The organism is Galbitalea soli (genome assembly GCF_010686725.1).
GTDB lineage: Bacteria > Actinomycetota > Actinomycetes > Actinomycetales > Microbacteriaceae > Galbitalea > Galbitalea soli.
Genome location: NZ_JAAGWZ010000001.1, coordinates 498,379 through 510,522, shown reverse-complemented (window position 1 = coordinate 510,522; position 12,144 = coordinate 498,379). Strand labels below are relative to the sequence as shown.

The following is a 12,144-nucleotide window of genomic DNA, read 5'->3' as shown; positions in this document are numbered from 1 at the left end:
CCCGACCGCCTGAGAGAATTGACGGATGACCCCCCTCACGCTGGTGTTCGCCGGCAGTCCCGCCGCCGCCGTGCCCAGCCTCCGACGACTGGCGAGCGGACCGCACCGCATCGCGGCCGTGGTCACTCGTGAGGACTCGCCGGTCGGGCGCCGCGGCGTGCTCACCCCGACGGCCGTGGGCGCCGCCGCGGCGGAGCTCGGGCTGCCGATCATCCACGCCGATCGCCTCGATGCGGAGGCGACCGAGGCGATCACCGCGCTGAACGCCGATCTGGGCGTGATCGTCGCCTACGGCGGACTCGTCCGCGAGCCGCTGCTCTCCGCGCTGCGTCTCGGCTGGATCAATCTGCACTTCTCCGTGCTGCCGCGCTGGCGCGGGGCGGCGCCCGTGCAGCGCGCGATCATCGCGGGGGATGAGCTCAGCGGTGCGAGCGTGTTCCAGCTGGTCGACGAGCTCGACGCGGGGGACGTGTTCGGGCAATTGACGCAGCCGATCGGCGCGCACGAGACGGCCGGGCACCTGCTCGACTCCCTCGCCGGCGCCGGCGCCGAACTCCTCGCCCGCGTGGTCGACGCGCTCGCGGAGGGCACCGCGCGGGCCGAGCCTCAGCGAGGCGACGTGACGCTCGCGCCGAAGCTGACCGTGGCCGACGGTGTCATCGACTGGACCGCGCCCGCCGAAACCGTCTACGCCCTCATCCGCGGCGTCACCCCGGAGCCGGGCGCGTCGACTTTCCTCGACGGCACCCGTGTCAAGGTGCTCGAGGCGACGATCGCGCGCGACGCGGCGGCCCTCCCACCCGGTCGGTTCCAGCTGGTCGGTCGAGCGCTGCTCGTCGGAACCGCGACGACTCCCGTCGAGCTCGTGCGGGTGCACCCCGCGGGTCGCACCGCGATGGCCGCGGCTGACTGGTGGCGGGGTCGACCGGCGACAAGCGCAGTGGCGACCGCGGACGCGGGGGTCCGGGCGTGAGCGCCGGACCCGGAGCGCGGCGGGCGGCGAGCATCCAGCCCGCCCGACGGATCGCGCTCGACGTCATCATGGCCGTGCGCGCCGACGACGCCTATGCCAACCTCCTGCTCCCGACGGCGCTGCAGCGCGCGCGACTGTCGGATGCGGACGCGGCCTTCGCGACCGAGCTCTGCTACGGCACCCTGCGCCTGCGCGGGTACTACGACCGGGTGATCGCGCTGGCCGCGGGGCGCTCCACCGACAAGATCGACCCGCCCATCCTCGATGTGCTCCGTCTGGCCTGCCACCAGCTCCTGTCGCTCCGCGTGGCCGACCACGCCGCGGTGGACGAAGCGGTGTCGCTCGCCAAGACCGTGGGCTCGAACTCGGCCACGGGCTTCGTGAACGGGGTTCTCCGCACCATCACGCGCACCCCCGCGTCCGAGTGGCTCGACCGCGTGCTCGCCACGGCGACCGACGAGGATGACCGGCTCGCGGCACTCTATTCGCACCCCGCCTGGGTCATCCGCGCCTTCCGGCAGGCGCTCGCCGCCGACGACCGCGCCGACGAGCTGGAGGAGCTGCTCGCGGCCGACAACGTCGCTCCGCAGGTGAGCCTCGTCGCGCTTCCCGGACTGGCGACCGTCGAGGAGCTCGATGTCCATCCCGCCGCGGTGTCCCCGGTGGGCGGGATCCTCGAGGGGGGAGACCCGCTCGCGGTCCCCGCCGTACGCCGTGGAGCGGCCCGCGTGCAAGACGAGGGCTCGCAGCTCGCCGCCCTCGCGCTCAGCCGGGCCAGGACGGTGACTCCGGGGGAGAAGTGGCTGGACCTCTGCGCCGGTCCCGGCGGCAAGGCGGCGCTTCTGGCGGCCGAGGCCGCGGTCGGGGGAGCCACGCTGACCGCTGCCGAGGTGGTCCCCGCTCGCGCGGGTCTCGTGCGCTCGGCCCTCTCGGTGTTCGATCCCGCGCCCGAGGTCTGGGTCCTCGACGGTACGACCGTGGGCGACACCCATCCGCGGGAGTTCGACCGGATCCTGCTCGACGCACCGTGCACCGGCCTCGGCGCGCTGCGTCGCCGGCCCGAGGCACGCTGGCGCAAGCGACCCCGCGACGTGGCCGACCTCGCGGAACTGCAGTTGCGGCTCCTCGTGGCGGCGGCCGAAGCCCTCGCTCCGGGCGGCCTTCTCGCCTATGTGACCTGCTCGCCCCACCTCGGCGAGACCCGTGTCGCCGTGCAGACCGCGACGCGCCGCACCGGTGGGCGACTTGTCCCCATCGAGTCCGCCTCCGTCGTGCAGTCGGTGGCGGTCCGCGACCTCGACCTGCCGGCGACGAACCACGTGCAGTTGTGGCCGCATCGGCACGGCACCGACGCCATGTTCATCCAGTTGTTCACGACAAGCGACTGACTCCAGAAGAGAGCCCGCATGACCGCGCGTATCAACCCCAGCATCCTCTCGGCCGACTTCGCCAACTTCCAGTCGGAGCTCGCGCGAGTGAGCGATGCCGACCTCATCCACGTCGACGTGATGGACAACCACTTCGTGCCCAACCTCACCTTCGGCCTGCCGATGGTGGCGAGACTGCAGGAGGTCACGCCGAAGCCGCTCGACGTGCACCTCATGATCGACGACCCGGACCGTTGGGCGCCCGGCTACGCCGAGACCGGGGCGTTCTCTGTGACCTTCCACGCGGAAGCCGCCCGGGACGCGGTCGCCCTCGCGCGACGGCTGCGGGAGATCGGTTCGCGTGCGGGGATCGCCCTCAAGCCCGGCACCGCGGTCGAGCCCTTCCTCGAGCTGCTCCCGGAGTTCGACCAGGTGCTCGTCATGACGGTAGAGCCCGGGTTCGGCGGGCAGTCGTTCATGCCCGAGACGATGCCCAAGCTTCACGCGCTGCGGGACTCCGTCTCCCGGCTCGGTCTCGACGTCTGGCTGCAGGTCGACGGCGGCATCAACGCCACGACGATCCAGATCGCGGCGGAGGCGGGGGCCGACACTTTCGTGGCGGGGTCGAGCGTCTTCGGTGCCCAGTCGCCGAGTCTCGCGATCTCCACCCTGCGAGAGCTCGCCGGCGCGCACCGCCACTGACGCCGCCCAGCACGGGCCACCACAAATGCCCGCGGGCGCGCGGTCCCGGCGCGATCTGCTTGGATGGTCGCATGACTGATTCACCCAAGACCAAGCCAGAGATCGACTTCTACGAGGGCCCCGAGCCCACCGAACTCGTCATCATCGACATCGAGGAGGGCACCGGTGCCGAGGCGACTCCCGGCGCGACCGTTGACGTGCACTACCTCGGCGTCGACTTCGAGTCCGGCGAGGAGTTCGACTCCAGCTGGAGCCGCGGGCAGTCGATCGCCTTCCCGCTGCAGGGCCTCATCAAGGGCTGGCAGGAGGGCATCCCCGGCATGAAGGTCGGCGGTCGTCGTCAGCTCATCACGCCCCCGCACCTCGCCTACGGCCCGACCGGCGGCGGCCACCGGCTCTCGGGCCGCACCCTCGTCTTCGTCATCGACCTCCTCGGCGTGAAGTAGGCGTCACGACCCGCTCGCTGCCGGATGCTCCCGGGCGCCACCGCCCCGGCGCATCCGGTAGCGTTGCTTTCCGTGAAAACCTTCGACGACCTCTTCGCTGAACTCAGCGAGAAGGCCGTGACGCGCCCCGCGGGCTCCGGCACGGTCGCCGAACTGGATGCCGGTGTACACGCGATCGGCAAGAAGATCGTCGAAGAGGCCGCCGAGGTGTGGATGGCGGCCGAGTACCAGTCCGACGCCGAGACGGCGGAGGAGATCTCGCAGCTGATCTATCACCTGCAGGTGCTGATGGTGGCCAAGGGTCTGACCCCCTCGGATGTCTGGCGACATCTGTAGCGCGCTCGTCCCCTCACCCCTTCGACCGAAAAGACGTCCCACCCATGTTGAAAGTCGCGGTGCCCAACAAGGGCTCCCTCAGCGAGACCGCCGCGGAGATGCTGTTCGAGGCCGGGTACTCCGGTCGTCGTGATCCCCGGGCGCTCAATGTCGCCGATCCCCGCAACGACGTCGAGTTCTTCTATCTGCGCCCGCGCGACATCGCGACCTACGTCGGCTCGGGTGCCCTCGATGTCGGCATCACCGGCCGCGACCTGCTCCTCGACTCCGGTTCCGAGGCGCGCGAGATCGCGAGCCTCGACTTCGGCGAGTCGACCTTCCGCTTCGCCGGCCCCGCGGGTGCCTTCGACTCGCTCGAGGCCCTCGAGGGCGTGCGGGTGGCGACGAGCTACCCCGGTCTCGTGGGCGGATTCCTCGCCGGCAACGGCGTCACCGCCCGCCTCGTGGCGCTCGACGGTGCCGTCGAGTCGGCCGTCAAGCTCGGGGTGGCGGATGCGGTGGCCGACGTGGTCAGCACCGGGTCGACCCTGCGCGCGCAGGGTCTGGAGATCTTCGGGCCCGTCATCCTGGAGTCGTCCGCCGTGCTGATCAGCGCGCGCGACGATCTGCCGGGCATCCACACGCTGCAGCGGCGCCTGCAGGGCGTGCTCGTCGCGCGGCAGTACGTTCTCGTCGACTACGACGTGCCGATCCGCCTGCTCGACGCGGCGACCGCGGTGACCCCGGGTATCGAGTCCCCGACGATCTCTCCGCTGCACGACCCAGAGTGGGTCGCCGTGCGGGCGATGGTGCCGCGCACCGAGACCAATCACGTGATGGACCAGCTCTACGAGATCGGTGCGCGGGCGATCCTCGTCAGCGCGATCCACGCCGCACGGATCTGATCACGTGAGCGTCGCGACCCGCGTGATCCCCTGTCTCGACGTGGCCGCCGGCCGCGTGGTGAAGGGTGTCAACTTCCTCAACCTGCGCGACGCGGGCGACCCCGTGGAGCTCGCTCGCCGATACTTCGAGCAGGGTGCCGACGAGATCACCTTCCTCGACGTGACCGCGACCGTCGACGAGCGCGCCACGATGTACGAGGTGGTGGCCGCGACGGCGGAGCAGGTCTTCATCCCGCTCACGGTCGGCGGGGGTGTGCGCTCCGCCGACGACGTGGCCCGACTGCAGGCGCACGGCGCCGACAAGGTCGGCGTCAACAGCGCGGCGATCGCCCGCCCCGCCCTCCTCGGCGAGATCGCCGACCGGTTCGGCGCGCAGGCTCTCGTTCTGAGTCTCGACGTGAAGCGCAGCGACGCCGCGCCCTCCGGCTTCGTCGTCACCACCCACGGCGGGCGAACCGAGACCAGTCTCGACGCTCTCGCCTGGGCCCGCGAGGCGATCGAGCGCGGCGCGGGTGAGCTCCTGGTCAACTCGATCGATGCGGACGGCACCAAATCGGGGTTCGACCTCGAGCTCATCGGGGCGATGCGGGAGATCAGCCGCGTGCCGGTGATCGCGAGCGGGGGAGCGGGTCGGGTGCAGGACTTCGCCCCGGCGATCGCGGCGGGCGCCGACGCGGTGCTCGCGGCCTCGGTGTTCCACAACGGAGAATTGACGGTCGGCGACGTGAAGCGCGCGCTGGCCGAGGCGGGAGTGACGGTCCGATGAACGGGATGACCACGGATGAGGCCCAGGCCGTCATCGACCGCGTGACGTTCGCGGGCGACGGCCTCCTGCCGGCGATCATTCAGCAGGAGGGCACGAAGGACGTGCTCATGCTCGGCTACATGAACGCCGAGGCGCTGCGCCGCACGCTCACCGAGGGACGCGTGACCTTCTGGTCGCGCAGCCGTCAGGAGTACTGGCGCAAGGGGGACACGAGTGGCAACCGGCAGTACGTCCGCGCCGCCGCCCTCGACTGCGACGCCGACGCCCTCCTCGTGACCGTCGAGCAGCACGGGCCCGCCTGCCACACGGGTGCGCACGCCTGCTTCGACGTCGACCCGCTCGACCCCGTGATCGGACACAGCGATGACTAGTACCACTCGTGACGACTTCCTCTCGCGCCTGGCGGCGGGGCACCGCGTCGTGCCCGTCATCCGCGAGATCTTCGCCGACGGTGAGACGCCCGTCGGCGTCTACCGCAAGTTCGGCGGCGGCCGACCCGGCACCTTCCTGCTCGAGTCCGCCGAGCAGGGCGGCATCTGGTCGCGCTACTCCTTCGTGGGCGTGCGATCGTTCGGGGTGCTGACCCAGGTGGGCGACGGTGCGGCGTGGCTGGACTACGGCCTGAGCGAGGCGCGCGCACTGGGGGATGATCATCCCGCCGGCCCTCTCGACGCCATCACGCACCTCTACCAGCGCTGGGCGACCCCGCGGGTGGGCGGCCATCCACCACTCACGGGAGGCCTGGTCGGCTTCATCGGCTGGGAGGCGATCCGTCAGATCGAGCGGCTCCCCGATGCGCCGCCCGCGGACTTCCACGTGCCGGGCCAGGCGCTCGGGTTCGTCGCGGAGCTCGTCGTGCTCGATCACCGCTCCGGCACGGTGCTTCTCATCGCGGCCGCGCTCAACGACGGCGCCGACAGCGCCGAGGAGCTCTGGCGGGATGCCCAGGCCAGGCTGGATTCGATGCAGGCGACGGTGGCACGCCCCGCCGAGGCGTGGCTCGCGGAGGTCGACCTCACCGTGGACGCCGAGCCCATTCCGCGTGTCTCGCCGGACGACTTTCGCGCCGCGGTGGAGCGCTCGAAGGAGTTCATCCGCGACGGGGACGTGTTCCAGGTCGTCATCTCGCAGCGCTTCGACCACGCGATCACGGCCGACCCGATCGACGTCTACCGGGTGCTGCGCACGCTCAACCCCTCTCCCTACATGTACCTGCTCACGCTCGTGGACGCCGAGGGGGAGTCGTACTCGATCGTCGGCTCATCGCCGGAGGCGCTCGTCAAAGTGGAGCGCGGACGCGTCACGATGCATCCGATCGCGGGATCGCGGCCGCGCGGAGCGACGCCCGAAGCGGATGTCGCCCTCGGCGTCGAACTTCTCGCCGATGAGAAGGAGCGATCCGAGCATCTGATGCTCGTCGACCTCGCGCGGAACGACCTGCTCAAGGTCTGCACCCCGGGAACCGTCGAAGTCACTGAGTTCATGCAGGTCGAGCGATTCAGCCACATCATGCACCTCGTCTCCACGGTGGAGGGGGATCTGCGCCCGCAGGCCAACTCGATCGAGGTGTTCCGCGCCACCTTCCCCGCGGGCACCCTGAGCGGTGCGCCCAAGCCGCGGGCGCTCGAGATCATCGACGAACTGGAGCCCGCCCAGCGCGGCGTGTACGGCGGTGTCGTCGGGTACTTCGATTTCGCCGGCGACGCCGACCTCGCGATCGCGATCCGTACGGCGACGATCGTCGGCGGCCTCGCCCGCGTGCAGGCCGGGGCGGGGCTCGTCGCGGACTCGGATCCCGAGACCGAGCACGTCGAGTCGAAGAACAAGGCGGCTGCCCCCCTGCGCGCGGTGGCCATCGCCAACGCGATGCGCCGGGTGCGCTGATGACCGCGAAGCGACTGCGTCTCACGACCATCGTCGCGATCGCCGCACTCGCGGCGCTCACGCTCCTGACCACGACGCAGAGCTGGTGGACCATCCACCTCCAGGCCGCGTCGCTCACGGTGCAGGGCTCGGTCGCGGCGCCGGCTCTCGCTGCGCTCTCGCTCTCCGGCCTCGCGCTCGCCGGGGCCCTCGCCATCGCCGGCCCCGTCTTCCGCGTGATCCTCGGGGTGCTGCAGATCGCCCTGGGCGGGCTGGTGGTACTGACCTCGTCGATCTCCGTCGGCGATCCCGTGGCGGGTTCGGAGAGCGTGATCTCCCACGCGACGGGCGTCGCCGGAGTGGCCTCGATCCGGCACCTCGTGCAGTCGGTGTCGCAGGCGCCGTGGGGCGTCACGGCGATCATCCTCGGCGGTCTCTCCGTGGCCGTCGGCCTCGTGCTTCTCGCCACCTTCCGTCGCTGGCCCAGCGCCTCGCGACGCTACCAGGCGGTGCGTCTCGCGCCGGAGGCGGGCCCCCGCGATGCCGTCATCGACTGGGACGCGCTGAGCGAGGGCGACGATCCGACGGCCGAGCGCGAGCCGATAGACTGAAAGCCCCTCGAACCACTTAGGAGAATCGTGTCAGAAGGTTCCGACCCCGGTCACGGACACTCGCCCGCCGCGTGGACGGCGGTCATCATCATGCTCGTCGCGTTCGCGATCGGCACGCTCGCCTTCTGGTTCGACCTGCCCATCGTCGTCTGGGCCTCCGCCGCTCTCCTCGTCGTGGGCGCGATCGTCGGCAAGGTCATGGCCAGCATGGGCTACGGCGTCGGCGGCGACAAGTACAAGCCTCGCGCTCACTCCTGACGTGCTCTCGGATCTGGTAGCCGGGGCGCTCGAAGACGCCGCGGCTCGTCGCCATGTTCGAAGCCTCGCCGAGGTGGAGGCGGCCGCGCTCGCCCGTCCCGCCGCGCTCGACGCCGTCGCGGCCCTCGCGCCCGACGATCGCGTCAAGATCATCGCCGAGGTGAAGCGGTCGAGTCCCTCGCGCGGCACGCTCGCCGCGATCCCCGACCCCGCCGGCCTCGCCGCGCGGTATGAGGAGGGTGGGGCGAGCGCGATCAGCGTCCTCACCGAGGGTCGTCGATTTGGGGGCTCGCTCGACGACCTCGAGGCCGTTCGCGCGCGCGTTGCGATCCCCGTCCTGCGCAAGGACTTCATCGCCGAGCCGTATCAGGTGTTCGAGGCCCGCGCGGCAGGCGCCGACCTCGTGCTCCTCATCGTGGCCGCTCTCGACCAGCCCCTCCTTCGCGAACTCCACGCCCTCATCGGCGAGCTGGGGATGACCGCTCTGGTCGAGACCCACTCCGCCGACGAGGTGCAGCGGGCGCTCGACCTCGGCCCCGCCCTCGTCGGCGTCAACGCGCGGAATCTGACCACCTTCGAGCTCGACCCCGAGCTGTTCGGGCGTCTTGCGCCGGGCATCCCCGAGGGCATCGTCCGCATCGCGGAATCAGCCGTGCTGTCTCCGGCCGACGTCGCACACTACCGCCGCGCCGGCGCGGACGTGGTGCTCGTCGGCGAGGCGCTCGTCACCCATGGCGACCCCGTCGCCGCGATCACAGAATTCCGGAGCGTCTGATGGCACTGAGAGATGAGATCGGCCCCTACTTCGGCGAGTACGGAGGCAGGTTCGTGCCCGAGTCGCTCATCGAGGCGCTCGACGAGCTGGATGCGGCGTATCAGGCCGCGCGAGTCGACCCCTCCTTCACCGCGGAGCTCGCTCAGCTGCACGCCACGTACACGGGTCGCCCCTCGATCATCACCGAGGTGCCACGATTCGCCGAGCACGCCGGCGGCGCCCGCGTGATCCTCAAGCGCGAAGACCTCAACCACACCGGATCGCACAAGATCAACAACGTGCTCGGTCAGGCGCTCGTGGCCCGCCGGCTCGGCAAGAAGCGGCTCATCGCGGAGACCGGCGCCGGTCAGCACGGCGTCGCGACCGCAACGGCGGCGGCCCTGTTCGGCATGGACTGCGTGGTCTACATGGGGCAGGTCGATACGGAGCGCCAGGCGCTCAACGTCGCCCGGATGCGCCTGCTCGGGGCGACGGTCATCCCGGTCACCACCGGCTCCCGCACCCTGAAGGACGCGATCAACGAGGCCCTCCGGGACTGGGTGGCCAACGTCGAGACGACGCACTACCTCCTCGGCACCGTCGCGGGCCCGCACCCCTTCCCGGTCATGGTGCGCGACTTCCACAAGATCATCGGCGAGGAGGCCCGCGAGCAGGTGCTCGCGCTGACCGGCCGCCTGCCGGACGCGGTGACCGCCTGCGTGGGCGGCGGCAGCAACGCCATGGGCATCTTCCACGCGTTCCTCGACGATCCCTCGGTCGCCCTGTACGGCTACGAAGCGGCGGGGGAGGGCCACCTCACCGAGCGACACGCGGCCACCATCACGCGTGGCCGACCCGGAGTGCTGCACGGGGCGCGAAGCTACCTGCTGCAGGACGAGGACGGCCAGACGGTGGAGTCGCACTCCATCTCGGCGGGCCTCGACTACCCCGGGGTGGGCCCGGAACACGCCTGGTTATCCGACATCGGGCGCGCCAGCTACCTGCCCATCACCGACGACGAGGCCATGCAGGCACTGCGGCTGCTCAGCCGGACCGAGGGGATCATTCCGGCGATCGAGTCGGCGCACGCCCTGGCCGGAACGCTGAAGCTGGGGCGGGAGCTCGGGCCGGAGGCGGTCATCCTCGTCAATCTGTCGGGGCGCGGCGACAAAGACATGGAGACCGCGGGCAAGTACTTCGACATCCTCGACGCGGACGCCCTCGCCGCCGAGGATCGCGCGCCCGCCGACCCGCTCGGCAGCACCGAGCTCGGAGTGGAGCGATGAGCCGGGTCGCCGACGTCATCGCGGCGCGCAAGGCGGCCGGCTCCGGTGCCCTGGTCGGCTATCTGCCGGTCGGATTCCCCGATCTCGCCACGAGCGTCGAGGCCGCCGTCGCCCTCGTGGAGAACGGCGTCGACGTCATCGAGCTGGGGATCCCGTACTCCGACCCTGTCATGGACGGGCCGGTCATCCAGGCGGCCACCCAGGAGGCGCTGGCCCGTGGCTTCAAGCTGCGTCAGGCCTTCGAGGCGCTCGCGGCGATCACCTCCCGGGTGGATGCGCCGGTGCTCATGATGACCTACTGGAACCCGGTGCTGCAGTTCGGTGTCGACCGCTTCGCCGACGAACTGGTCGCGGCCGGGGGAGCGGGACTCATCACTCCCGATCTCATCCCGGACGAGGCGGGGCTGTGGCTCGCCGCCTCCGACCGCACCGGTCTCGACCGCGTCTTTCTCGCGGCGCCGTCGTCGACCGCAGCGCGGCTGGAATCCGCCGTCGAGAAGAGTCGCGGCTTCGTCTACGCCGTGTCGACGATGGGGATCACGGGCGCGCGCGCTGACGTGGATGCCGCGGCGCGCGGACTCGTCGCTCGCCTGCGGACGGCGGGTGCCGTGAGCACCTGCGTCGGGATCGGGATCTCCACGCCCGAGCAGGTGCGCGAGGTCATCGGGTACGCAGACGGCGCCATCGTCGGCTCGCAGCTCGTGAAAGCCCTCGCGGATGGCGGTGTCCCGGCGGTCGCTGCGGCGGCCGCGCGGCTCGCGACGGGCAAGTAGTCTTAGCTGGTTCCCCCACTGAAAGGTGCTCGATCAGGTGTTCGCTGCGCTCAGCATTCCCAGCCCGTCGGCTGATTGGTCGGTCATCGTCGTTCCGCTGGGCAAGTGGTTCCAGTGGGCGGGCGCGGCGCCCTCCCTCGTGCTGAACCTGCGCAGCGACGTGCTCTGCATCCTCGTTGCAATTCTGGTGGCGGTCCTCGTCACGAACGGCCGCCTGACCAGGCGCGGCGCCGAGCCGTGGCTGACCATGGACTTCCTGCTCGGTACGGGCGTCGCCGGACTCATCGGCGCGCGCGTCTGGCACGTGGCGACGCATCCCGACGACTACTTCGCGGCCGGCAAGAACCTCGCCTCGGTGCTCTACATCTGGGAGGGCGGCCTGTCGATCTTCGGCGCGCTCCTGGGCGGGGCGATCGGCGCGCTCATCGTGTCGCGGCTCTCGGGACTGCGGTTCTGGAGCTTCGCCGACGCGGTCGTTCCCGGCCTGCTCATCGGACAGGTGATCGGTCGTCTCGGCGACTGGTTCAGGCAGGACTACTTCGGGCTCCCCACCGAGCTGCCGTGGGGCCTCGCGATCAACCGGCCCAATGACGCCGTGCCGATCGGGCTCGCCGACAGCACCCTCTTCCAGCCGGTCTTCCTCTACGAGATGATCTGGAACCTCATCGCGGTCGTCGTGCTCCTGCTCATCGAGCGCCAGTTCCGCCTGCGGTGGGGGCGCCTGTTCGCGCTGTACCTCGTCGCCTACGGTGCTGGCCGGATCTGGTTCGAGTCCATCCGCATCGATCCGACCATGACCGTGCTCGGGCTGCGGGTGAATGTCTGGGCCGCGATCGCGCTGGTCGTGGTGGGCATCCTGCTCTCGCTCGCGCAGCCCCGTCGCCACCCGGGGCTCGAGCCGAGCGTCTACCGTCCGGGCCGTGAGTGGTCGTCGAACCCTTCTGCGCTAGACTCTGACGAGACCTATTCGGAATCCGAAGACGGCGGCGATGGGGCCGCGCACTCTCCCGAAACAGCCGCCACAAGCGGTTAGGCGAAACCGTCCTAGCCTAGAAGCCAGGGGCATCCACTTTCAGTTGGGCCGCTGACGTCCCTATTACGTACTAGCGTCATCGTGAGGACGGT

General features: G+C 70.7%; 15 protein-coding genes. All 15 read left to right on the top strand.

The window, feature by feature from the left end; translation table 11 throughout:
• Positions 1 to 25: 25 nt before the first annotated feature.
• Positions 26 to 973: a methionyl-tRNA formyltransferase gene (gene fmt / locus G3T37_RS02385; protein WP_163471872.1), complete on the top strand. Its 948-nt coding sequence runs from the start codon at positions 26 to 28 to the stop codon at positions 971 to 973.
• Positions 970 to 2,361 carry an RsmB/NOP family class I SAM-dependent RNA methyltransferase gene (locus G3T37_RS02380; RefSeq protein ID WP_338401151.1) on the top strand — a complete coding sequence of 464 codons (1,392 nt, stop codon included), beginning with the start codon at positions 970 to 972 and terminating at the stop codon, positions 2,359 to 2,361. Before fmt ends, G3T37_RS02380 begins: the two co-directional genes overlap by 4 nt.
• An 18-nt stretch (positions 2,362 to 2,379) precedes the next feature.
• Positions 2,380 to 3,042: a ribulose-phosphate 3-epimerase gene (rpe, locus tag G3T37_RS02375; protein WP_163471871.1), complete on the top strand. Its 663-nt coding sequence runs from the start codon at positions 2,380 to 2,382 to the stop codon at positions 3,040 to 3,042.
• 71 nt (positions 3,043 to 3,113) lie between these two features.
• Positions 3,114 to 3,488: an FKBP-type peptidyl-prolyl cis-trans isomerase gene (locus tag G3T37_RS02370; protein ID WP_163471870.1), complete on the top strand. Its 375-nt coding sequence runs from the start codon at positions 3,114 to 3,116 to the stop codon at positions 3,486 to 3,488.
• 72 nt (positions 3,489 to 3,560) lie between these two features.
• A complete protein-coding gene (locus G3T37_RS02365) occupies positions 3,561 to 3,824 on the top strand; it encodes a phosphoribosyl-ATP diphosphatase (RefSeq protein WP_163471869.1) in 264 nt (87 codons plus the stop codon).
• Positions 3,825 to 3,868: 44 nt separating this feature from the next.
• Complete coding sequence (gene hisG, locus G3T37_RS02360; RefSeq protein ID WP_163471868.1) at positions 3,869 to 4,708, top strand: ATP phosphoribosyltransferase; 840 nt, start codon at positions 3,869 to 3,871, stop codon at positions 4,706 to 4,708.
• Between the two features lie 4 nt (positions 4,709 to 4,712).
• Positions 4,713 to 5,474 carry an imidazole glycerol phosphate synthase subunit HisF gene (hisF, locus tag G3T37_RS02355; protein WP_163471867.1) on the top strand — a complete coding sequence of 254 codons (762 nt, stop codon included), beginning with the start codon at positions 4,713 to 4,715 and terminating at the stop codon, positions 5,472 to 5,474.
• On the top strand, positions 5,471 to 5,845 hold the full coding sequence (gene hisI / locus G3T37_RS02350; protein ID WP_174247718.1) for a phosphoribosyl-AMP cyclohydrolase: 375 nt from the start codon (positions 5,471 to 5,473) through the stop codon (positions 5,843 to 5,845). Before hisF ends, hisI begins: the two co-directional genes overlap by 4 nt.
• A complete protein-coding gene (locus G3T37_RS02345) occupies positions 5,838 to 7,358 on the top strand; it encodes an anthranilate synthase component I (protein WP_163471865.1) in 1,521 nt (506 codons plus the stop codon). The genes hisI and G3T37_RS02345 overlap by 8 nt, the downstream gene beginning before the upstream one ends.
• Entirely contained in the window at positions 7,358 to 7,948 is a 591-nt protein-coding gene (locus G3T37_RS02340; protein ID WP_163471864.1) for a Trp biosynthesis-associated membrane protein, read from the top strand. The genes G3T37_RS02345 and G3T37_RS02340 overlap by 1 nt, the downstream gene beginning before the upstream one ends.
• Before the next feature lie 27 nt (positions 7,949 to 7,975).
• The gene (locus tag G3T37_RS02335) at positions 7,976 to 8,206 is read left to right on the top strand and encodes a DUF6704 family protein (RefSeq protein WP_163471863.1); all 231 of its coding nucleotides are present in this window, start codon (positions 7,976 to 7,978) and stop codon (positions 8,204 to 8,206) included.
• Position 8,207: 1 nt separating this feature from the next.
• A complete protein-coding gene (gene trpC, locus G3T37_RS02330; RefSeq protein WP_163471862.1) occupies positions 8,208 to 8,981 on the top strand; it encodes an indole-3-glycerol phosphate synthase TrpC in 774 nt (257 codons plus the stop codon).
• On the top strand, positions 8,981 to 10,246 hold the full coding sequence (trpB, locus tag G3T37_RS02325; RefSeq protein WP_163471861.1) for a tryptophan synthase subunit beta: 1,266 nt from the start codon (positions 8,981 to 8,983) through the stop codon (positions 10,244 to 10,246). Before trpC ends, trpB begins: the two co-directional genes overlap by 1 nt.
• Positions 10,243 to 11,019, top strand: coding sequence for a tryptophan synthase subunit alpha (gene trpA / locus G3T37_RS02320; protein ID WP_163471860.1), 777 nt, complete (start codon positions 10,243 to 10,245; stop codon positions 11,017 to 11,019). Before trpB ends, trpA begins: the two co-directional genes overlap by 4 nt.
• 37 nt (positions 11,020 to 11,056) lie before the next feature.
• On the top strand, positions 11,057 to 12,052 hold the full coding sequence (lgt, locus tag G3T37_RS02315; protein ID WP_338401150.1) for a prolipoprotein diacylglyceryl transferase: 996 nt from the start codon (positions 11,057 to 11,059) through the stop codon (positions 12,050 to 12,052).
• Positions 12,053 to 12,144: the final 92 nt, after the last annotated feature.